The sequence below is a fragment of the Aquimarina sp. AU119 genome (assembly GCF_900312735.1).
GTDB lineage: Bacteria > Bacteroidota > Bacteroidia > Flavobacteriales > Flavobacteriaceae > Aquimarina > Aquimarina algiphila.
Window position 1 is genome coordinate 1 of sequence record NZ_OMPF01000037.1, and the last position, 22077, is coordinate 22077.

Below are 22077 nucleotides of genomic sequence, written 5' to 3' on the forward strand. Positions count from 1 at the left end.
TCCAAAATTAAAATTTACAAATGAACTGGAAGTATTAATAATCAAAGATATCATCCTAAAATGTGGCGGAGATCCTAATAAAATTAATGAAATAATAAACTCAACATAAAGGTTTCGAACACTTATGATTTGCAATCCGTGCTATAAATTTATTTGCCTGTAGAATCAAACAAAAATGAGTTACGTACAATGAAAACACCACTAGAAAATACCAAAGAATCACAACAAAAAACCATAGAACGTGTACAAGAAGAATCCAGTACAGATGGTGAAGCTACGATTGCCGACAACCGTCCTGCTATAGCTATACAACGCAAGTTAAGATCTGTAATGGGTAGTACTGAAGGTACGATTAATCCCATCCAACGAAAAAATAAAACAGGCCTGCCCGACAGACTAAAATCTGGTATAGAAAACCTCTCTGGCTATAGTATGGATGATGTAAAAGTGCATTACAATTCCAGTAAACCTACCCAACTACAAGCTCATGCCTATGCACAGGGTACGGATATACACCTAGCACCTGGACAGCAAAAGCACCTGCCTCACGAAGCTTGGCATGTAGTGCAGCAAAAACAAGGTCGGGTTAAGCCCATGATGCAGTTTAAGGGAAAAGTGAATATTAATGACGATGCTGGCTTGGAGAAGGAAGCCGACGTGATGGGAGTTAAGGCAGTGCAGCATGCTAATAAGGTAACTGGCAAACCTTATAAAGTTGTAATGGCAAACGTGGGTACTGTACAGCGGAAAATAAATCCTCATAAGCTTAATTTGGTAGGAGAAAGTCATAACAAATCAGAAGAAAGAAGAGGTAAAGAAAAAGAATATACTGAAACTATTTTTGGTGCAGAAGGAGAATATTGGTTAGAGAACGAATTTAAAGTATTGAATAATGACGGTGGTTTTGAAAGATTTGGAGATCCGATTCATTTGAGGGTGATCAACAGATTAACTAATATCAAATTAGGTATACAAGAACTAAAAGATAAAATGAAAAAAGAAAGGTCAAAAAACAGCCCTGCTACTCTAGATAGAATAAATGAACTTTTAGATCGTCTAACTGATTCAATACAGCAAGCTTATGGACTATTAAATGACCATCCTGATCTTACAAATGGAATTACTTATTCTGAAAATTTTATTAAAAGAAATAAAAAGAGACTATATAGGAACCCCCATAATTCTCCCGAGAATATTATTGAAATCTTAAAAAATTCTATGAACTCAATAAGAGCTTGTAAAAATTACTTTTCTAATAATTACCCTCTTCAGAAGAAATATATGAAAAATAGTTATATAGATTACAGGTCCGCTCTAAGTGCTTTACAAAATAGCTATGCAGATATCGAAACTATAAATACCCCAAAGAATGTTTTTGAAATTAACCTGCATGAATATAATTATGGATATTATCTTAAAAAAGCATTTAACAAGTTAAGAAAAAGCAGAAGCAGGCAAATGCATGAAGCCGCTATGTTAATGAAACATAAAAAAGGGGTATGGACAATGGGAGAGCTTCATATAGTTGATATTATAAAAGAATATGGAGAGTGCGATGACTACAATATCGAAAATGAAGAAAGTTACAATATCGAAATAGATGAATTTATTGAAAGTGAAAAATAGAAATATTTCACCGATACTGCTAGTCTGTAACTAATGGTGTTAACAATGGGAAGAAAAGAATATAAACCAGATCGATCAGATTTGTAATCTGTATAGCATATATCATTCCACTTTTAGTTTAATAAAATGAGTTACGCAAAATGAAAACACCACTAGAAAATACCCAAGAACCACAACAAAAAACCATACAACGCGTACAAGAAGAATCCAGTACAGGTGGTGAAGCTACGATTGCCGACAACCGTCCTGCTATAGCTATACAGCACAAGTTAAGATCTGTAATGGGTAGTACTGAAGGTACCATTAATCCCATCCAACGAAAAAATAAAACAGGCCTGCCCGACAGACTAAAATCTGGTATTGAAAACCTATCAGGCTATAGTATGGATGATGTAAAAGTACATTATAACTCTAACAAACCAGCTCAATTACAAGCGCATGCCTATGCACAGGGAACCGATATCCACTTGGCGCCTGGACAGCAAAAGCACCTGCCTCACGAAGCTTGGCACGTAGTACAACAAAAACAAGGCAGAGTAAAACCTACCAGACAGTTAAAAAGTAAAGTTCCTATTAATGATGATGCTGGCTTGGAGAAGGAAGCCGATGTGATGGGGGCCAAGGCACTTCAAATGAAGCCAATGGAACCTGTAACTACAGGAGATCCATGGGGAATTAACGATTCCGTAATTCAGCAAGTGCCTATGTATATGGATACTTCCAGGAAAGTTTTTCAATTAAGAGGAGAGAAGACAGCTGTATCAAATATTTATAATGCAAAAGGTACAGCGGATAAAAGGGTTGCTCGAGGCAATAGACGAGGTTCCATTACTAGAACCAAAGGAGACAGTTTTGCCCGATTAGTTGCTTTTCGGGATTACACAGATAAAGTCAATCCTTTGAAAGAACATGCGATTCTTTTAGCGCAAAATGCAAGTATACTTAACCCAACCCAATGGTACAAGAACAACGCGGAAGCCATCAAAGGTTGGGTTGCTCGTCAATCAGAGATTGGTAATTGTGGTGAGTTTGGTAGTATGTTAGTGGAGGAATTGCTTAGAAACACTAATGATCAATGGGTACATAAATGTATGATGTACCCAAGATCAGAATATGATCATGCTTTTGTAGTGACCTATCCTGAAAGAATACCAGCAGGGGCTACCATGCCTGAAAGTGTCGATAAACGTGTGGCCATTGTGGCAGATGCATGGGATGGCTATAAAGTAATGAATGTGGAGACTTTTTGTGATGGACATAATGCATATAATGCAGAAGGTCTTGATCATACTAATATCTTTATTAATAGCTCATATAAGGCCAATAACGAAGATACAATAGTTCCCATAAGAGAAGGTCTTAATGCTTACGCTCAGGGTTTTTATGATTGGTACCAAGAACAATTGGAGGCAGGTGAAGGTAATAAATATTTCAATTATCGTGATTATGCCAAAAAAAATGACATTTCCGGTACATTCGGAACTGATGGTAGTAATATTAAAGCTGGATTTCAGGATTTAAGACCTATGTCTGCCTTATTCCAAAAAGGGAAAATCCCTTATGATGATGATATACTCAATGCCAGAGATTGGTGGACCAATCCAGCAGGTACTTTCAATGTGGGGAACCTTAATGCCAGTGGCTGGTCTATTTTTTCGAATGCCTCAAGAAGGGGGGAGGAGATACAAAACACTAATAATAATAAAAAATTCGGACAGTTTTTGCATGGCGCCTCGCTTCATGAATACTTGCGTCTAGCAGAATTCAGTAGTGTAAACGATGTTGTTGTGAAAGCTGCTAATTTGAAAAAATTGAATGATTGTATTGATAGACAGTCACTGGTCAAAAGGCAAGAAATTTATAACTTATTGGATGATACAGACCTGACATCAAGTTTAAATCGCAGGAGCAACAATGCCAAAGTTGAGCTACTCAATGGTATTCAGGATGCCAGGGTGACTAACTACTTAAAAACTCAGGTAGTTAATGATGCCGCGAAAATCCTTAATAAATTGGAGTCAAATAAGGTGAAAACCTATTTAGAGCCCCTAAGTGACGATGATGCTACAAGAATCCTGAGCCGGATGAATAATAAAAAAATGCAAACCTATTTGATTACGTTGGAAGCGGAAAATTGTGCAAAAATTCTTGATCAATTGGACTTAAAAGGCGTAGCATACTATTTTAAAAATAAAGGCCTAAAAGCGTCAGTCGATGTATTAGAAAAAATGAGTTTAGACAAATTAAAGGCGTACGTTCATAGTAGCTATTCCAGACCTATACCTTTTTTCAACAAATCTCTTTTTAAGTTTATTATCCAAAGTAACTTCCCATACAAAGATCAAATCATCGAAGAGCTTCCCGTTGCCTTGGCAGCGGAAGTATTGAAAGAGGAGAGTGAGGCTAATCGTAAGAGTATCATGCGTAAACTCAGTAAAGATAAAAGTTCGGAAATTGAAAATGAAATTAAGCGGCTAACTACTGAAAGTTAGCCGTGCTAACGCACGATTAGTTCCCTGCTCTGCGAAGTTTGCAACTTCGTAGCGTCAACAGTTAGTAATAGCTTGTACTATACAAAGAAGAAAATATTACAAAACAAAAGACGCGTTCTAAAGCGCGTCTTTTTATTCTATTTAGTTACCTGTAAATATCCTTAATTATGAGATATCATAGAAGTATAGGTATCTTTGGAAGTACCCGTAGTTACTATAATAGATGCGTCACCATCATTATTAACTCTCAGTGTTGCTATATCTGATAAAAACCGTACAGAAGCAAGGTTCTTTTCGTCCTTTGGGCCTTTAATGAATTCAAGATCTTGGGTCCAATAATTCATAAAAAAATTAATGATTAAGTCCTTACTACCCTCAAAAACTACTTTAGTACTGATTCGTTTTCCGGTAGGTAACTTGTCATAATATAACTTATATGATATTTTTCTCTTTTCGAGTTTGCCAGGAGTGCTGCTTTGGTGTACCCACTGTAAACAATTCGTTCCGCAGGTTATAGATTTGGCTTGCCATTTTGTTTTGTCCCGAATAAAAGATTGAACCATAGTGCTAACACCATAGGCATAATCTACCTGGTCACTTGTAGTGTTGGTAAGTAACCATTGTTTGTCGTGTGCAGCTGCTGCCGCAATATCCTCTTGCGAGTAATTTGTTTGGGCAAAAAAAGTAAGAGGAAATAAAAATAAAAGAAGTAATAGTTTTTTCATAAGCTATTGATTTGTAAAAGTTTGTACTTCAATTTACGAATTTTTTTGAAATTTAATACTAATAAGTGCCACTAAAGATTGGTAGATTATTTAGATAAATGTTGAGAATAAAAACAAGCTATAAGCTTTTGTCGGTAGTAGAGACATTCGTAGAGTACTATCATTATGATTTAAAATACTACCTAATATTGTAAACTTTTTTAGAATTTGATAGATAATCTTATCACATTAGTTACAATATATTCATCTTTAGATTTTTAACAAAAACTGTTAAAATACTACTCTTTGTCCCTGATTATCTGCAAAACCCACTTATATAAGTGGGTAAGGGGGACTTATATAAGTGGGTGTTGTTGTATAAAATATTGTATAAGGGTACTTGTTATAGTGGTGCGGCTTCGAGATGAACAAGGGGTAGGGTACTTAAAACAGAAGTGCCACTATCCTCAGAGGGAAGTAACGCTATGCTCAGACAGAAGTAACACTTCTGTCTGAGCATAGTGGCTCCTGCCTTCATAAGAGGGGGTGGGGACTATAGAGGTGGGGGCAGGGTACTACAGAAGTACCTTAAACACATGAGTTTGTGTTAACTTTTTAACACATCTCATATAGAAAAATCTTAATGATACAGATTTAATACACAAAGCTGCTGTATGAGTTTTTGTGAGTTAGTAGTGTTTTATGTTAAATTTGGCATAAAAATTGAATTCAATACAATGAAAGCAATCATGGTCATAACGATGTATTATGAAAGCAGTTTTAACTAAAAAAATAAATTGTAATATCACTGAATGCTTTAATCAAAATCATTTTTAATAACTAACAAATTTATCTTTATGAAAAAAAATCTACTTTTTGCATGTACACTTGTATTTTTCTCTATGTTTATCGCTTGTAGTGATGATGATACCACAGAACCAGAAACAGAATTCATTGACCAGGTACTACAAGGTAAAATTGATGGAGAAAGTTGGACCTTTGTTAATGGTACAAGTAGTATTGATGATAAAATCCATCTGGATTTACTAAGTACCGAAACTGAATGTGGTGCGTCTAATTTTGAGAAAAAAAGTAGAATCATCTTTTCTATCACTAATGCCGTGGGTATTTATGAACTCAAATTTGACTTTAACGATTTAGATAATTCTCAAACGGTTACCTTATTGAGTTATGACGAAGAAGGAATACCTCTAAATAATATTGCCACAGAAGGTACTGTTGAAATCACTGACATTACAGAAACTAAAGTCATTGGTAGAATCAATGCAAGAAGTGACGATAACAGTTTTGTTAATGGTAACTTTGAAGCTTCTGTATGTAACTAATTAGAACCTCAAATAATACAACCAATGGATCATTTTATATGGGTTCATTGGTTTTTTATTACCTGGTATTGACCTATGAAATACTTTCTACAAAATCTAAAAAGACGTTCTTATGGCGTTCTAGATCCATATCAGGAGAAAGTGCTACACGGGCAATATAATCTTTGTCACCTTCTTTAGTCGTCCCTTGGGTTGAGGTTGCAGGTATCGTCCAATAACATCCCTTTAATTGCCCATAGCTTACACAGTATTTGCTTTCATTAGGGATTTCATTAATCATCAAGTTGATCAATTTTAGGTTTAAAGCTCTTTTATAAGATTCTTTTTCTTCTTCAGTATTCCCTTTAGTAGGGAGATCTAGTGAAAATACAGATGGAGTAAATCCTTGTTTTGCCAAGTCTTCTGAAACAAAATTGATATTTGCCTCAGGTAAAGTAGCGTTGATAAAGGTTACAAATTCTCGTGTATTCTTATAGGCATCATGAATCCTTTGATTCATAGAGGGCAATTGTTTTGCTAAAATTTCCATCTGAAGATCCGTAGCTTCGTTATCGCAGAGTCTTAGATGTAATTTTATATTGTCCATCAAAGCTTCGGATTTTTTATTGGCTACACAGTATCCTGCAGTACATTGACCGCCACTCGGAAATTTAGAACCACTCACATAAGCAATCGTTCTAACGGTAGAGAGTATGTTATCTTCACCCAGAAAGTGGACATTCGGACAAAATGTTTGATCCAAGATAAAAACAGGATCAATAGCGGTTTCACCATCCCTGGTTTTACGTTCCTTGCTTAAAACATCTTTTAACTTGATAAGATCAGGAACTTCAACTCTAGGATTTGTCGGAATTTCTGCAATGATATAGGGAACAGCATCTTCTTCAGCAATTTTGTCTAAAACAATATCTATACTTTGCACCATGTCTTTGCCACCATCAACAGGTAAATCCATAACTTCGACAGTATCAATACAAGCAGCAATTCGTCTTGCCTGGTCATTTGTACCGCCATAACAATTTGGGGGAACAACAATTTTAATAGATTTTCCTTTATGCTTTTCGAAAGCATCATGTATTAACCCCATCATAATTGCATATTGCATAGATAGTCCGCTAGACGCTACCAGAGCCTCTATACCTGTACTTGTAATCTCCTTTATAGAAGCTAAGACCTGTGTTTTATTAGTCTCGATAGTACTAGTTTTATGATTAATAGAAGATTGCTCTACTAAATGCTTTAAGGTAACCAATGTGTTGGCCGGTGTCATTGCAATGGTCTCTCTTCTTCTTACATGCTGAATTTCTGAAATATAACCTTCGTTTTGCTCTGCATTTACTAATATAATACTTCCTAGCTGAGCATTAATATTAATAAAAAAATCAACATTTGGGATGAGATCAAAATTGTAAATATCATCTTGTTGCGAAATAAAAACAGTACTGCCGTCAAACTCAGAAATAGCAGATGCGTCCTCTACATGTTTGATGTCAAATGTATAGCCATAAACATGCTGTAGTATTTCTGGATTAAAAAAATCTGGTAATTCGCCTGTGTAAACGATTTGGGTATTTTTGTTATCTAATAGGTTTTTTCTTAACACTGCAAGTATAGGAATTGTCATTGATGAAAAACTGATGACATGTTCTGCCTTAAGATGATGAGTCTTAGCAATTACCCATTCTAGGACACAAGATAAAGGATGTCCTAATCGAATATAGTCAAACGCAGTAGGTAACTCATGTAGCGATGATGATTGAGAATTATGGTTGGTATATAAGATCTCAAACTGTTCTAAAAATTGAGTTTTGGCCAATTTTTCATCATAAATATCAAGTCGATGGGTGGTTAGATTTAACCAGTCACTTGGTATATTTTCTAAGACATCTTTTATATATGTTAGCATGTTATGATCTTGCATAATATTCACCTTTAGATAAGGCGGCAAATATACGGCAATTAGATTTTTTTAAAAGTATTTCAAGGCGTTTTGTTATAGGTTTGTTGTACGCATTTGTGTCGGGAAATTTTATTTATTTGTCGGATTTGATATAGTTTTTCAATCCATATCGATATAAATTTGGTAAATACCATATGTCAGATTACTTTTATTAAAAACAAATTAAATATGAAAGCTACCAGTATTGCAAATCACGAGAAAACTTTCTTTGAAACCGGAAGAGACTCAGACGGAAAAGAATTTGTTTTAACAGAAATGACAGTACCTATTAAAGGTACAAACCAAGTCATGCCGTATGTACGTTGTAGACCAAAAAATGGAGATACTTCGTTTTATTTTCAAGAGAAAAATACAAAAACTCAGATCGTATTGCATTATACTGCTGGGTATATAAAAGGAGATGTAGCAGCTTTGTCCAAACCTACAAGAGAAGTATCTACTCCATTTATTATTGCCAGAAACGGTAAGATACTCAACTTATGGTCGTCTGCTTTTTGGTCATACCATTTAGGTTCAGGAGCTGTTGGAGGTAATACCAATGGTGGTAAACGAACCATTGCGATAGAAATGTCTAATATTGGTTTCTTAAAAAGAATAAATAACCAATTGGTTACCGTGTACAGTGATACTGATGTGTATTGTGATATAAACGAGGAACAATTTTATACAAAACTCGATTCTCCTTACAGAGGAGAATTATATTATGCCACCTTTACCAAAAAGCAATATGATAGTTTATTGCTGTTACTTCGTTATCTCACTGCAGAATATAATATACCAAGAGTTCTTTTGACAGAGGATAAACGATATATAACAGTGGCGGAAAATGAGTTAGTTAATTTTAAAGGTATTGTGTCTCATGTCAATTACAGATCATCGGGCAAGTGGGACATAGGTCCTGCTTTTGATTGGGAAAAAATAATTGAAGGCCTGGTATAGAACTCTTAAAGCTACATTTTGTCGGAAAAGTCATATCATTTGGCGTGTTTGTTATAGTAGCATAACCATGTGCTAATGTAATTTTGTTAAGTAGGATAATTTGGATTAAAAATTATTCTCAAAGATAAAATCATTGCACATGAAAAATTTCTATAAACTTATATTTGCGTCTTACATTTTACTTTTTATGTATGGTTGCGCGAGTTATGCTCCTAAGGATAATAAACTTTCTATAGTTTTATCAAAAACGCAGAAAGCAATAACAGGTCTTGCAGAAAAAACAACTGTTACAAATGATGATAATCTTATCAAGGCATTCAGTAAATTAGAAAAAAAGAGTATAGAATTATTTCCGGCTTTAGAAGTGTGTAATAAAAAATATGCACTTACACCAGAGTATATGGCTACGCTACAAGAAGCACAAAAAACATTAGAGCGTTTACATAAAGATTTCGATACAATATCCAATAAAACATTTCTTCTTGATGCAATATACCTGGATTACGATGCCAAATTAGCATCTATTACCAGCAGTGCCAAAAATGACGCAAATACCAAAATCAAGGTCATTGTAGATTCTAACGAAGAAGAAGGTTATTTTGTTTTTGGAAAATTGTCATATGAAAAAGAGTTAAATATAAAACGGTTCAGGTTTAATAAACCTACCCATAATGCTTCTCAGGATTTTGTGCCGGGTTATTATTTATTTTGGTTAGAAAAAGAAGACCGGATAGGGGAACCAGAATTGCACCTGATCATGAGTGACGGGACAGAAGAGGAGAAAAAACTAGTTTTAAAAACACCTAAATAATATAAAAATGCTTGTTTCTAAATTAAAAGAAGTTTGGAAAGAGATTACGCTGCTTAGTACTTGGATTGCTTCTGTAGCAGGTGCTTTTATTATACCATTACCTTCTTGGCATGCGTCTGATGAAAACACTTCTTTTTTTATGAAATTCGGAGTGTTTATTGCAACAGCACTTGCCGGATTTCTGATTTTGTATTCACATAAAAATAAATTGATTAGGACCTGGATGCGCTTATCTGTGCAATTTATCGTACTTCTTATAGGGTTTTATGCCACATATCATTTTGCTAGAGAAACGAGAACATTACCTTATATCGATAAAGATATTGTTATTGGTAATGAAATGCTGGATGATAACCCTTTTGAGGCGTTTAAGGCATCACATGGGTTTTTACCAGCCAGAAATGAACAGATGATGATTCTTTTGGGCGATCCCGAAAAAGCGTGGACCAAAAAGAGTATCATGTCTAATAGAATACAATTAATGGCACTTTTATTTTTTTGCTACCTGTTTTCTGCCGGGTTTATTATTTCTTTTTGCAATCTGGTGATTTTATATAAAGATAAGTATAGGATTAAGATTGAAGCAAAATAAGTGTTGGTATTCAAAAATCGCATTATCTAAATTTTTATTTTAGATTGCAATCCATAATCTATTATGTTTTTGTCATTCTAGTTGAGATTAGAATCTTTTCGAGACGAATCAAAGTTTTGATTTACATCGATAAATCGCATCTTATCCTCATTGATTTATCTCAAAAAAAGCGATAACACATCTTCTAAGCTAAAATCCTTACCGATCTTTTACATCTAAAATAAGGTTAAGGCAAAGGAAGCTAGTGCTTTATATGATTTAACATTTGTTACTGGTTTGATTAAAAAAATGATAAGTAATTTTATAGTCAATTGAAAAAGCTTGAAACCTATCCTGCTTGTAACCATTATTTTTCATGATTTTTTTTAAATTTTCCTTATATCAATTAAAAAGACATATATGTATAAAAAGATCAACTCTTTCAATTGTCGTTGGCGTCTTTTTCTATCTCAATTGTATACAGGTAGCAGCAAATACTCAGAAAATTGATAGCTTACTGGATCAATTGAATTCATATGAAGCAGAAGATACAGTAAAAGTAGATCTTCTTAATGCCGTTGGTTTTGAATATTGGATTGTAGATGCTAATGAATCAATTAATTTTGGAAAAAAAGCATTACGATTATCAAGGTTATTGGGATATGCCAATGGTTTGGCTAAAGCAAATCGTATAATAGGAGTTGCTTATTGGGCGCAAGGCAATCAAAATAAAGCATTAGAACATCTAAACATTTCTCATAAAGTATATAAAAAGATACAAGATAAAACAGGATTAGCCAATACCAGACTTAATATAGGTATGGTGTATGCAGACCTCAAAGAGTATGAAAAAGCGTTACATAATTATGAGCAGGCCATCAATGAGTTTACTGCTTTAGAATTAAAAAGCAGAATAGCGACTACTTTTACTAAAATAGGAACTATCCTTATAGCACAACATAAAGATTCTGAAGCGCTGAAGTATCTTACAGATGCATTACAAATGCATACCGCTAATGATTTTATATATGGGATATCAGAAGCGCATAATCGATTGGGAATGTTATACCTTAATAAAAATGAAATCGAGCAAGCTTATTATCATATTAAAAAGTCAATGACATTGGGTAATGAAGTTAGTGATATTGACGGATTAACCAATAATCTCATTATTTACGGAAAAATTCTAAGACTTGATAATAATTTAGAGGAAGCTGCAATTGAATTAAATAAAGGTTTAGAACTGGCTAAAGAAAATCACCTAAAGAAATATGAACTATTTGCTTATGAGGAGTTGAAAGAGCTCAAAAAGCAACAATATAAACCAGAGGAAGCCTTAATGTTTTATGATAAATATATAACATTAAAAGATTCTCTTTTTAACACAGAAAAAGCAAAGCAAATCGCTTATTTAGAATTCAAAAATGCATTAGAGCGAAAAGATAAAGAATTGGAGGTGTTAAAAGAAAAAGAAAAAACGGATAACTTAATAAAATTGCTTTTGGTTCTGGGAGTTACTATTATATCTATTGCCGGATATATGATTTACGCCATAGCAAGGCAGCGAGCTAGAAAAAGTAAAGAATTGTCTACCAAAAGCCAAGAACTTCTGGAATCTGTATATGCCCTTACCCAAAAAGATTTAGAAAATTCTGAATTAAAGCGACAGGAATTAAAACAACAATTAGATTTTAAAAATAAAGAACTTACCTCATATGCTCTTAATTTTATTAAGAAAAACGAAGTAGTACAGCAATTGCATAGTACCATACAAGATGTCAAAAAATCTTCCAATATTGAAAAAGATAAATTGATAGCAGACCTTAATAGAATAATACGAAAAAACTTAAGTATTGATAGAGATTGGGAGGATTTTAGTAGATTTTTTGAAGATGCACATCAAGGTTTTTATTCTAAATTAAAATCAAAACATGAAGATTTAAGCACAAATGACTTAAAAATTTGCTCTTTAACTCGATTAAATTTGAATATAAAAGAAACGGCAAGTATACTTGGGATATCACCAGAAAGTGTAAAGACTGCACGATATCGTCTCCGTAAAAAACTAGGTTTAGATCCTCGAAAAGAAATTCTTACCTATTTAGTACATCTAGAAGAGGAATAAGAAATTTATAAAAAACGGTAAACCGCAAAACTCTGATTATGAGTATTTTGATTTTTTTGTGTTTACCTTTTGTACACTTTTTTTAACAACTAATCTCGTTAGGTCTACGTATTGTAAACGTTGTTTCTATTGAAAGTTTTTCATCCTTCCATACTTTTAGTATCCCAACTTATGATATTATTTAAGAATATCATTTTTATAGTAAATAGAAAAAAGACTAAGCTACGTAAACAGTCAAAAAACATTTTATTCTATAAAAATATACTTTATGAAGCCTGATACTAAATATACAAAAAACGGTGATATTAATATTGCATATCAAGTTTTTGGTTCAGGTCCTATCGACTTAGTTTATATCCCTGGATGGGTTTCTAATATCGATTGGATGTGGGCTTGTCCAGAACTAGTGAGTTTTTTAACAGAATTAGGAAAAATAACTAGAATTATTCTATTTGATAAACGAGGAACCGGACTTTCTGATCGTGTAGCAGAGCTCCCTACCTTAGAAGAAAGGATGGATGATATTCGAGCAGTGATGGACGCTGTTGGTTCACAAAAAGCCGTATTGTTTGGACACTCAGAAGGAGGATCTGTTTCGGCATTGTTTGCTGCTACATATCCAAACAGAACTATTTCTCTGATTGCTTTTGGGATATTTGCTAAACGCATATATGCGCCTGACTACCCTTGGGCTCCAACCAACGAAGAACGTCAGGAAGTTTATGATATGATTGAAAATAGTTGGGGGAGTGGAGAGATGAACCTAGAGTCACTAGCCCCTTCAAAAGCCAATGATAAAGTGTTTATGGATTGGTTGGCTAATTACTTTCGTTCAGGAGCTAGTCCAAGTGCAGCTATGATATTAACAAAAATGAATACAGAGGTAGATATCATTAACATTTTAGGGTCTATAAAAGTTCCTACCTTAATATTACAACGTACACATGATATTGATGTCAAAATAGAGGAGGGACGATTTATAGCAGAACGTATAGAGGGAGCTAAATTTGTTGAGTTTGAAGGTAGCGATCATCTGTTTTGGACAGGTAATACCAAAGTAATTTTGGAAGAGATGAAAGCCTTTATTTTAAAAATAAGGCCAAAACCAGTATATGAAAAACGACTCTGGACTATAATCGTTGGGCGCATTATGCCTTCAAAAGCAAATAGCCCAAGACATCAAAAATTTATTAAACAATATGTAAAAGAATATAGAGGGAATATAGTTCAATATAACACAGAAACATTTACCGCCACTTTTGAAGGGCCAAGTAGAGCAGTACAGTGTAGTATGGATCTGGTAGATAAAATTAGGGATTTGAATGCCCAATTGACCATCGGTATTCATATCAAAGAATGTTTGGTAGGGAATCCTGTAAACAAAGAGATAGAAGATTTTGCTACATTAGTTTTTAAGAAACCTATACCTAATCAAATATTGTTAACTCAAACGGTAAAGAATTTACTGGTAGGTACTCATGTGAATTTTACACCACATAAAACAATTTTTGAAACTGAATCTGGTGAATCTCTGTTACTCTTTATTGTTACTGAAAAAATTAGGCATACTATAGAAATCAATAAGGTTGATCATAATACAATGTTTCAAAAAGACTCTTTCCTGGAAAAAGTACTTCAAAACATTGATGATCATCTTGGTAATGAACATTTTGGTGTAGAAATGCTTTGCAGGGAAATAGGTGTTAGTGAACGGCAATTGCAACGAAAACTTAAAGCTATTACCAATAAATCTCCTAATAAATTAATTTGCTCGGTACGTTTACATCGTGCCAAAGAGTTAATTCTACGTCAACAAAGTACTATCGCCGAGATTGCTTTTCAAGCTGGGTTTTCTAACCCTTCTTACTTTTCTAAGTGTTTTAAAAAGGAATTTTCTGTAAGTCCGTCTTATTTTGCTTCTGGTATTTTAAATGGTTATTCCTAAGATTAAGGAATCGGTATTTAAGTTGCTTATTGAGTCTAAATAATTCGAAATATTGTTTTACGAATGCTTCTCCTTCATTTATTATGCCTTATGATCCATTCTTCAGCAAAGTAATTTACAGAAGAATGGACCTTGAATTTGATTAACAAATAGTTTTGATATGTCTCACTTACCGATCAATGTGATTGAGAGACGAGCTGTCGTTGATCTACAATTCGTCCAATAAACCAAATGAATGGCTCTATTTGCCCTTTTAGTATACAGCTGCCCTTACAAATACTATGAAGTAATCCTTGTATATCAGATGATTGCAAAGCAGAAACCGCGTTTTTGTCAGTAAGCAGTAAAGAACAAGAAGGTAAATCACAACTTTTATGAGTATTTAATGTCACGTCTCCATCTTTTAATACAATTGTGATAGGTTCGGACTGTTCAGAAATACGAACAGATATAGCTAAGTTTGGTGTAGGAGCAGAAACTTCAGCTATTGATTCTTTAAGGAAAGAAGAGAATGTAGCTGCCCAGGCTTTGATATCAGAACACGTTATGTTTAAATCTCTTTCTTCATCATTTGTGGTAGCGAGTTGTTCATCTACTTCGCGTTCTGCCTGGATGAGTGCTTCTAGTGTTTTGTCCACGTCATCACGTGTGTGAGCGGCCGAGCAAATAAGTCTTAAACGACCTCGCCCACTTTCCACAATTGGATAGGTTACAGCTGATGTTTGAATACCACGTTGATATAGATTTTGTACTATTGCATAAAGTTTATCCTTATTACTAAAATGAGGAGTGATAATAGATCCGTCCCCAGTCCCTAGATCATATCCTGCATCTTCAAACTGCTGGCGCATATAACGAGTCGTGTCCCACAGTCGTTGACGCAATGCATCATCTACACGAAGACGTCGTAACGAAGTAAGTGCTGCTGCCATGTCTGCCGGGCTAATAGAAGCCTGAAATATGTAGGCTCTGGAAGATGACTTCATAAGGTCAACATGTTCCTGGCTGGCCGCAACAACTCCGCCTAAGCTTCCTAATGCTTTACTAAGTGTTGTCATAATGAAATCTACCTCTTCAGTAACGCCTTGAGCAGCGCAAATCCCGGCTCCACCTTCGCCGTAAAAACCAAAAGAATGCGCTTCATCTACAAGAACGAGTGCATTATATTTTTTTGCTGTACGTACTATTTTTGCAACCGGTGCAGCGCCTTCTCCCATGCTATATACACCTTCAAGCACTACCATAATACTACAATAAGGAGACACTTCCGACTCAAGGACAGCCTCTAGATCAGATGCATCATTATGTTTGAAGGTTCTAATAGTTGCACCGCATAGATGAGCACCATCAACAATGGATGCATGACAGAGTTGATCGATAACAACAACATCGTTTTTTCCCAGAATCCCTGCAATAGCTCCAACATTAGCTGTATATCCCGTTGGAAACAGGCAAGCACTAGGTTTTCCTACTAAATCGGCAAACTCTGTTTCAAACTCAAGGTGTTGATTTGTCATACCTGAGGCCGCTGCAGATGTACCCATTCCGGTTCCAAAACGTTCTAAGGCGAGAGAAGCTTCTTCCATTACTTTCTGATCACGATTCAGGCCTAGATATAGATTAGTCGTCCAGATAATAGCTTCTTGCTCTTCATCATTATAGGCATCTCCAACGATCCCTTTGGTGGCACTTCCAGTTCGTAATACCTTGCTGTAAGGGTTTCTGCGATTGTCATTTACCATACGTAAAACTTCTTGAACCAGCTTACTTTTATCATTTGCGTTCCATGAGGATGCTTTTGCAGCTTGAAATGTTGGATGACTTGATTGGATATGTGTTTGAAAACTAGCAAGTGAATCTGTAGCTACACTAGGCAATTTATCTGTTGCCTGATTATCCTCACTGCTTCCCATTATGTTGATAATATAATTGACCAACGCATTTGGAGTAGAGTGTTCAAAAATTGCTTGAGCAGGCAGTTTTTGCCCTAATAATTTGGTGAGTCGACTACTAAACTCCAATGTAGTTAAGGAGTCAAGACCAAGGTCATCGAATGAATGATTTGATGCTACATTTGCAGGATCACCTAAGTTGAGGAGAGAAGCCACTTCGTTCTGAATGATCGAAAGTATTACTTCTTGTTTTTCCTTTTTAGAACCAAGCAAATGTTGCATGAGAATGTTGGTGCTTTTGGTAGCTTCTACATTTGAGGATATGGTAACTGGACTTTGTTTAATAGGCTCCTCCTTTTCTAAATTCATGAGTTTTTTGCGATCCAGTTTGTCATTAGGTAAAAGAGGTAGTTCTTTTAGGTGTTTTACAATCTGAGGAACCATGTATTTTGGCAATCGTTGTGATAAATAAGATTTTACTCTCTCTTCTGTTACCGTTTCATCACGACTTACAACATAGACCACTAGTATTTTCTGACCAATGCCTCCGTCTACGGCTGCTGCCGCAGCGGCGTCAATCCCTTGCATAGATTCAAGGGTTGATTCAATTTCTTCAAGTTCAATTCGAAAACCCCTTATTTTTACTTGTTGGTCTACTCGACCAAGAAATTCGATCTCTCTATTTTCTGTCCAACGACACAAATCACCTGTTTTGTATAATCGATTATCAGGAATAAGGTCGTTAGATTCTATCTCTATAAAACGTTCCTTGGTGAGGGCTTCATCGTGCAAGTATCCCTTTGCAAGCTTGCTTCCTGCAAGATATAATTCTCCAGCTACTCCTGTAGAAACAGGTTGTAAATCATCATCCAAAATGTACGCACGCGAGTTTGGTACGGATTTACCGATAGTTACGACTTTGGTGCCAAGAGGAACTTCGGCAATGGTTGAATACACGGTGTCTTCGGTAGGGCCATATGCATTTAATACACGTAGATCAGGATTTTGTGCATATACCTGTTCAACCAGTGAGCGTTTGAGGGCTTCACCTCCAAAAACTAAACATTGTATCCCCTCAGGTAATCTTTCAGTAGCAAGTAATGCTTGCATTGAGGAGGCAACCATTACACATGTTCTCACCTGATCTATTGCAGGAAGATTAGTTAACTCCAGTGCATTTTTTGCAAGTATCACTGTACCACCAAGTGATAAAGTACCCATGGTTTCCATAACCGAAGTATCGAAACACACAGAGGCACCAGCAAACACTCCTTTTAACTCTTCATTACTGAATAGTTTGCGCATCGATTGACTCATGTATACCACACTTTTGTGTTCTACAGCTACTCCTTTTGGTTTTCCTGTTGAACCAGAAGTGTAAATTACATATGCCAAATCGTTCTCTGATGGTCGTATTAAGCAATCTGTATGATTTCCTAATGCATTGATCCATAAAAGTTCAGGTACTTGACTGCATAAGTTTGCAGAGGATTGATTATCCACAATAGCGGCAACAGCGCGAGAATGCTCTAACATATATTGAATTCTATCTTGCGGATATGTGGGATCCAAAGGTACATACGCACATCCAGCTTGCATCACACCAAGTAACGTAGCTATCAGTTCCCAAGAGCGGTTCATACAAACTCCAACCAATGATCCTGGTTTTATACCACGGTTCATAAGCTCTCCGGCAACTTCATTAGCTCGTTTTATGAGGCTTTTATAGTCAATTTTGATCTCACCATCGATAATTGCTGTGCGTTCTGGATATTCTAGCATTTGTTTTGCAATCAGTCCGCAAATTGTTGTTTTTAAATCATCACCTGTTTTTTGAGAAAGCTCTTTCTCCATTAATTTTTGCAAGTCCTGAGAGGTCATTCTAATCATCTCTTTTGTATAATTTACTCCCGCTGCACTCAACATGCTTTGTCGGTTATTAGCTATTTCATCCTCGCTTGAGCCTGAATTAAAACGGTCTAATTTGTCTTCATTGGTTAACAGTTCGCTAAAAAACTGAGTTAATTTGTCCATTTTTTTCTTTTTTTATAAAGTTAAAGAGAGTATAAATATGTCCAATAAAAATGAAGTATACAATACGTGGACTTAACGAGATTAGTTGTTAAAAAAAGTGTACAAAAAATAGACGAACACTATCAATTTGTTGATTTTTAACGCTTTAATGGCTAGTGTTATTTATGATGTTGAATAATGTTAGTCAAACTTGATGCTCTTTTTCTGTACTAAATAATGAGACTAAATAATCTTATGCCGAAAAAAGTTTGATATGTTGAAGACAGAAAGATTACTTAGACTTCTCATAAGTTATAACTGTATTTCTAAATTTTTTTTTGAACTGTTAGGAGTGTTCAATAGTTCCTGCTTTATGGGGCTAATTTTTACAGATTTTAAGAGTGGAAGTGTTTAGTGTATTAAAAGTTAATGTATTGAATTGATTTAAAAAACGTAGTAATCGTATTGGTTAAAAATAATGATTTACTGCACTCTAATTTTCTTTTCTCTATACAATATTTCTATGTAAGTTTTTGTATTGAGAAGTGGAATGGTCTCCTACAATAACATTAGGAATACTACTTTGTAATATCATACATTTTTATAATAGAAATAGTGACTCAAAAATTGAGAGCCACTATTTACTAATTAGTTAAGAGTATTAGTAAAGCTGAGTTGAGTATAAAATTTTCAATTATTTGGAATCATCCAAATACTAATCTTCAACAGAAATATGGATCGTACTATTCATTTTGAGTTTTTTTCCTTCTAACCTTGCTTGAGCAAAGAATTCTTTAGCTATAATTTGCTCACGTAATAATTCATCTATTCTTCCACTATCATATTCACAATTGTCACTAGCATTTCCTTCAGTAATTGATAAACGGTTTAGTTTGTGAAAATTAATTTTTACATTAAGTACAGAATTAATAATATCTGCTGCTTCTGATGCTGTAAAATGGCCATCAATCAAGCTTATTTTTTGCTCTGTTTTCACTTCTTTTGATGTTTTTACTATGGCTTCCATGTTTTTATATTATTTTTTATTTATACTACAAAGGTTGAATTAATATGTTATATATTTTTATTTATATATTTTATTGTCATCATAAATAATTGTTATGATAGCTGTATAATGCATAGGTATAGCGGCATTCCTAATGTTATATTAAAAGGAAAAGTGATTGCAAGAGCCATAGGGATATAAAGACTTGGATTAGCTTTTGGAATTGCAAGTTTCATTGCTGCAGGTACCGCGATATAAGATGCACTAGCAGCTAGTATGGCAAATAGAAGTCTATTTCCTTCTCCAGAGCTAAAAAAACCACTTACAACCGCAACAATACAACCATTGATAATTGGTATAATGATGGCAAATAGAAATGCAAACCATCCTTTTTTAATAAAATCAGAAAGTTTACGTCCACTAGTGATTCCCATATCAAGAAGAAAAACAGCTAGGAACCCCTTAAATATATCTGTAGTAAAAGGTTTGATACCTTCAGCTTGCGCTTCACTTGCAAGTAGACCTACAATCAAGCTACCTATTATTAGTAATACGCTACCATTGGTAAGAGCATGATGAATTACAGTTTTCATAGGAATTTTATCTTCTTTTTTATTTTTTTTGAAAATTGTGATTAGTAATAACCCTACCATTATAGAAGGAGCTTCCATTAATGCCATTACAGCAACCATATGTCCACTAAAAGCAATCTGTTCCATTTCTAAAAACGATATGGTTGTCACAAAGGTAACAGCACTCACAGAACCATAAGATGCCGCAATAGCTCCTGCATTATCTACACTAAATTTTCTTCTTAATATAAAATATGAATATACAGGAATGAAAATAGCCAGAAATATTCCAAAGAGTAACGACCATAGTATTTCTGTACTAAATACGCTGTGTGAAAGCTCTTGTCCCCCCTTAAATCCTATCGAAAGTAAAAGGTATAATGAAATGAATTTTGATGAGTTTTCGGGAATAGAAAGATCGCTTTTAAGTTGAACTGCAATTACTCCTAAGAAGAAAAAAAGTAATGCAGGATTGGTTAGATTGTCGATAAGTAAATGTAAATCCATATATACTTTAATCTGATATTGTTATGGTGATTTATTTGAAAAACAGGAAGTTGTTTATTAGTTGTTTTTAGATATAAATCGTGGGATACACAGTAAACTTACTATAGACGTGCACACTAGAATTTCTTTTAAAAAAAGATGACTACTTCTTATAGAAAGTATAATAAATAATAGGAAAAGGATTGCAATTATAATGAAGTTAATGATTTTGGATAATTCTTTTTTTCTTTCAAAATATGATGGCATAACTTTTACTTTTTGAAATTCTTTTTTCTTTTGATTAAAATCTCTCATTGGTTTTATTTTATGCAAAGGTGTATGTATTATTTCATATATTTTTATTTATATTTATAATCAATTATATAAGTTTATTTTATGCATTATACTCTTCATCAATTACAGATTTTTTCTAAAATAGTTGAAAAACAGAGCATTACTAAAGCTTCTGAAGAGCTGCATTTAACACAGCCAGCGGTTTCTATACAGTTAAGAAATTTTCAGAATCAATTTCCAATTCCATTAACTGAAGTAATTGGGAGAAAGCTATACGTGACAGATTTTGGGAAAGAAATTGCAATGGCTGCAGAGAAAATCTTACAGGAAGTAAAGGATATAAACCATAAAACATTAGCATATCAAGGACAGCTATCTGGGGTGTTAAAAATTTCGGTGGTATCCACAGGCAAATATATTATGCCCTATTTCTTATCTGATTTTATAAAGCAACATAAGGGAGTAGAGCTTATTCTTGATGTTACTAATAAGGCACAGGTGATTCATAGTTTAGAAAAAAATACAGTAGATTTTTCATTAGTATCTGTTCTTCCTGATAAATTACAGATAGAAAAAATTAAATTAATGGAGAATCAACTTTATTTGGTAGGAAATAAAGATGAAAAATTCGAAAAAAAGGTATATGATAAATCTATTTTTACAAAATTACCTTTAATTTATCGAGAACAAGGATCAGGTACCAGGTACACTATGGAAAGGTTTATTGAAAAGAATAATCTACCCGTAAGTAAAAAAATGGAGCTTACCTCTAATGAAGCTGTAAAACAAGCCGTGACTGCAGGACTCGGATATTCTATTATGCCTCTTATTGGAATACGAAACGAACTTAAAACGGGACGTTTACAGATTATTCCGATAAAAGGTTTCCCGATCAAATCTAATTGGCATATGATTTGGCTTAAGGATAAAAAATTCTCTTTAGTTGCTACAGCCTTTCTTGAGTATTTGAAAAAGGAAAAAAGTACGATCATCAAAAAAAGATTCGAAAGCTTCTAAATAATTATTTATTACTTTTTATTTAATGACTGTATATATAATACCTGAGTTTTAGTGTTTTTTTGTAAATGAAACGTGTTTTCGAGCTTATAAAAACTCATTTAAATATTAGATTTCAATACTGGTTTGCTATTATGTTTATTGATCTTCCTTTTATTTGAAAAATTTGATCTTTTAGATTTAAATTCCTTTGCTAATAATTCCCTAACCCTACTAAAGATATAAGTTGAATTTCCCCTTCAAAGATTAGGGGATGAGCAATCGGGAAATTTGTCGTA

At 34.2% G+C, this 22077-nt stretch carries 14 protein-coding genes; 9 read left to right on the plus strand and 5 right to left on the minus strand.

What is annotated here, in order from left to right; genetic code table 11:
• Positions 1–189 precede the first annotated feature (189 nt).
• Together DK442_RS27070 and DK442_RS27075 are read left to right on the plus strand one after the other, a co-directional pair.
• Positions 190–1626 carry a DUF4157 domain-containing protein gene (locus DK442_RS27070; RefSeq protein WP_109439053.1) on the plus strand — a complete coding sequence of 479 codons (1437 nt, stop codon included), beginning with the start codon at positions 190–192 and terminating at the stop codon, positions 1624–1626.
• A gap of 140 nt (positions 1627–1766) precedes the next feature.
• A complete protein-coding gene (locus DK442_RS27075) occupies positions 1767–4118 on the plus strand; it encodes a DUF4157 domain-containing protein (RefSeq protein ID WP_109439054.1) in 2352 nt (783 codons plus the stop codon).
• Positions 4119–4279: 161 nt separating this feature from the next.
• Here DK442_RS27075 and DK442_RS27080 read toward each other — a convergent pair whose 3' ends face one another.
• On the minus strand, positions 4280–4843 hold the full coding sequence (locus DK442_RS27080; RefSeq protein WP_109439055.1) for a hypothetical protein: 564 nt from the start codon (positions 4841–4843) through the stop codon (positions 4280–4282).
• 836 nt (positions 4844–5679) lie between these two features.
• Between DK442_RS27080 and DK442_RS27085 the strand changes: the two genes are divergently transcribed.
• Positions 5680–6168: a hypothetical protein gene (locus tag DK442_RS27085; RefSeq protein WP_109439056.1), complete on the plus strand. Its 489-nt coding sequence runs from the start codon at positions 5680–5682 to the stop codon at positions 6166–6168.
• 73 nt (positions 6169–6241) lie between these two features.
• Here the strand turns inward: DK442_RS27085 and DK442_RS27090 are convergent, their stop codons facing one another.
• The gene (locus tag DK442_RS27090; RefSeq protein ID WP_109439057.1) at positions 6242–8089 is read right to left on the minus strand and encodes a PLP-dependent transferase; all 1848 of its coding nucleotides are present in this window, start codon (positions 8087–8089) and stop codon (positions 6242–6244) included.
• Positions 8090–8296: 207 nt separating this feature from the next.
• Between DK442_RS27090 and DK442_RS27095 the strand changes: the two genes are divergently transcribed.
• From DK442_RS27095 to DK442_RS27115, 5 genes are all read left to right on the plus strand, one after another.
• Entirely contained in the window at positions 8297–9067 is a 771-nt protein-coding gene (locus DK442_RS27095) for an N-acetylmuramoyl-L-alanine amidase (protein WP_109439058.1), read from the plus strand.
• Between the two features lie 139 nt (positions 9068–9206).
• The gene (locus DK442_RS27100) at positions 9207–9878 is read left to right on the plus strand and encodes a hypothetical protein (protein ID WP_160114388.1); all 672 of its coding nucleotides are present in this window, start codon (positions 9207–9209) and stop codon (positions 9876–9878) included.
• A 7-nt stretch (positions 9879–9885) separates the two neighbouring features.
• Positions 9886–10470, plus strand: coding sequence for a hypothetical protein (locus DK442_RS27105; RefSeq protein ID WP_109439060.1), 585 nt, complete (start codon positions 9886–9888; stop codon positions 10468–10470).
• Between the two features lie 355 nt (positions 10471–10825).
• Positions 10826–12574 (plus strand): tetratricopeptide repeat protein, encoded by a 1749-nt coding sequence (locus DK442_RS27110; protein WP_109439061.1) that lies wholly within the window; start codon positions 10826–10828, stop codon positions 12572–12574.
• 268 nt (positions 12575–12842) lie between these two features.
• Positions 12843–14519 (plus strand): alpha/beta fold hydrolase, encoded by a 1677-nt coding sequence (locus DK442_RS27115; protein ID WP_109439062.1) that lies wholly within the window; start codon positions 12843–12845, stop codon positions 14517–14519.
• Positions 14520–14695: 176 nt separating this feature from the next.
• On the opposite strand, the gene DK442_RS27120 is transcribed toward DK442_RS27115, so the two are convergent.
• From DK442_RS27120 to DK442_RS27130, 3 genes are all read right to left on the minus strand, one after another.
• Complete coding sequence (locus DK442_RS27120; protein WP_109439063.1) at positions 14696–18445, minus strand: amino acid adenylation domain-containing protein; 3750 nt, start codon at positions 18443–18445, stop codon at positions 14696–14698.
• A gap of 694 nt (positions 18446–19139) precedes the next feature.
• The gene (locus DK442_RS27125) at positions 19140–19451 is read right to left on the minus strand and encodes a hypothetical protein (protein WP_109439064.1); all 312 of its coding nucleotides are present in this window, start codon (positions 19449–19451) and stop codon (positions 19140–19142) included.
• Positions 19452–19543: 92 nt separating this feature from the next.
• Positions 19544–20509, minus strand: a complete 966-nt coding sequence (locus DK442_RS27130) for a sodium-dependent bicarbonate transport family permease (RefSeq protein ID WP_109439065.1) — start codon at positions 20507–20509, stop codon at positions 19544–19546.
• Positions 20510–20884: 375 nt separating this feature from the next.
• On the opposite strand from DK442_RS27130, the gene DK442_RS27135 reads away from it, so the two are divergent.
• Positions 20885–21799, plus strand: coding sequence for a LysR family transcriptional regulator (locus DK442_RS27135; RefSeq protein WP_109439066.1), 915 nt, complete (start codon positions 20885–20887; stop codon positions 21797–21799).
• Positions 21800–22077: the final 278 nt, after the last annotated feature.

What these genes read in the sequence shown, in the direction of transcription:
- DK442_RS27090 (WP_109439057.1), bottom strand. Translation starts at nt 8,089, where the DNA reads ATGCAAGATCATAACATGCTAACATATATAAAAGATGTCTTAGAAAAT.
- DK442_RS27130 (WP_109439065.1), bottom strand. Translation starts at nt 20,509, where the DNA reads ATGGATTTACATTTACTTATCGACAATCTAACCAATCCTGCATTACTT.
- DK442_RS27075 (WP_109439054.1), top strand. Translation starts at nt 1,767, where the DNA reads ATGAAAACACCACTAGAAAATACCCAAGAACCACAACAAAAAACCATA.
- DK442_RS27115 (WP_109439062.1), top strand. Translation starts at nt 12,843, where the DNA reads ATGAAGCCTGATACTAAATATACAAAAAACGGTGATATTAATATTGCA.
- DK442_RS27080 (WP_109439055.1), bottom strand. Translation starts at nt 4,843, where the DNA reads ATGAAAAAACTATTACTTCTTTTATTTTTATTTCCTCTTACTTTTTTT.
- DK442_RS27110 (WP_109439061.1), top strand. Translation starts at nt 10,826, where the DNA reads ATGATTTTTTTTAAATTTTCCTTATATCAATTAAAAAGACATATATGT.
- DK442_RS27100 (WP_160114388.1), top strand. Translation starts at nt 9,207, where the DNA reads ATGAAAAATTTCTATAAACTTATATTTGCGTCTTACATTTTACTTTTT.
- DK442_RS27070 (WP_109439053.1), top strand. Translation starts at nt 190, where the DNA reads ATGAAAACACCACTAGAAAATACCAAAGAATCACAACAAAAAACCATA.
- DK442_RS27085 (WP_109439056.1), top strand. Translation starts at nt 5,680, where the DNA reads ATGAAAAAAAATCTACTTTTTGCATGTACACTTGTATTTTTCTCTATG.
- DK442_RS27095 (WP_109439058.1), top strand. Translation starts at nt 8,297, where the DNA reads ATGAAAGCTACCAGTATTGCAAATCACGAGAAAACTTTCTTTGAAACC.
- DK442_RS27105 (WP_109439060.1), top strand. Translation starts at nt 9,886, where the DNA reads ATGCTTGTTTCTAAATTAAAAGAAGTTTGGAAAGAGATTACGCTGCTT.
- DK442_RS27120 (WP_109439063.1), bottom strand. Translation starts at nt 18,445, where the DNA reads ATGGACAAATTAACTCAGTTTTTTAGCGAACTGTTAACCAATGAAGAC.
- DK442_RS27135 (WP_109439066.1), top strand. Translation starts at nt 20,885, where the DNA reads ATGCATTATACTCTTCATCAATTACAGATTTTTTCTAAAATAGTTGAA.
- DK442_RS27125 (WP_109439064.1), bottom strand. Translation starts at nt 19,451, where the DNA reads ATGGAAGCCATAGTAAAAACATCAAAAGAAGTGAAAACAGAGCAAAAA.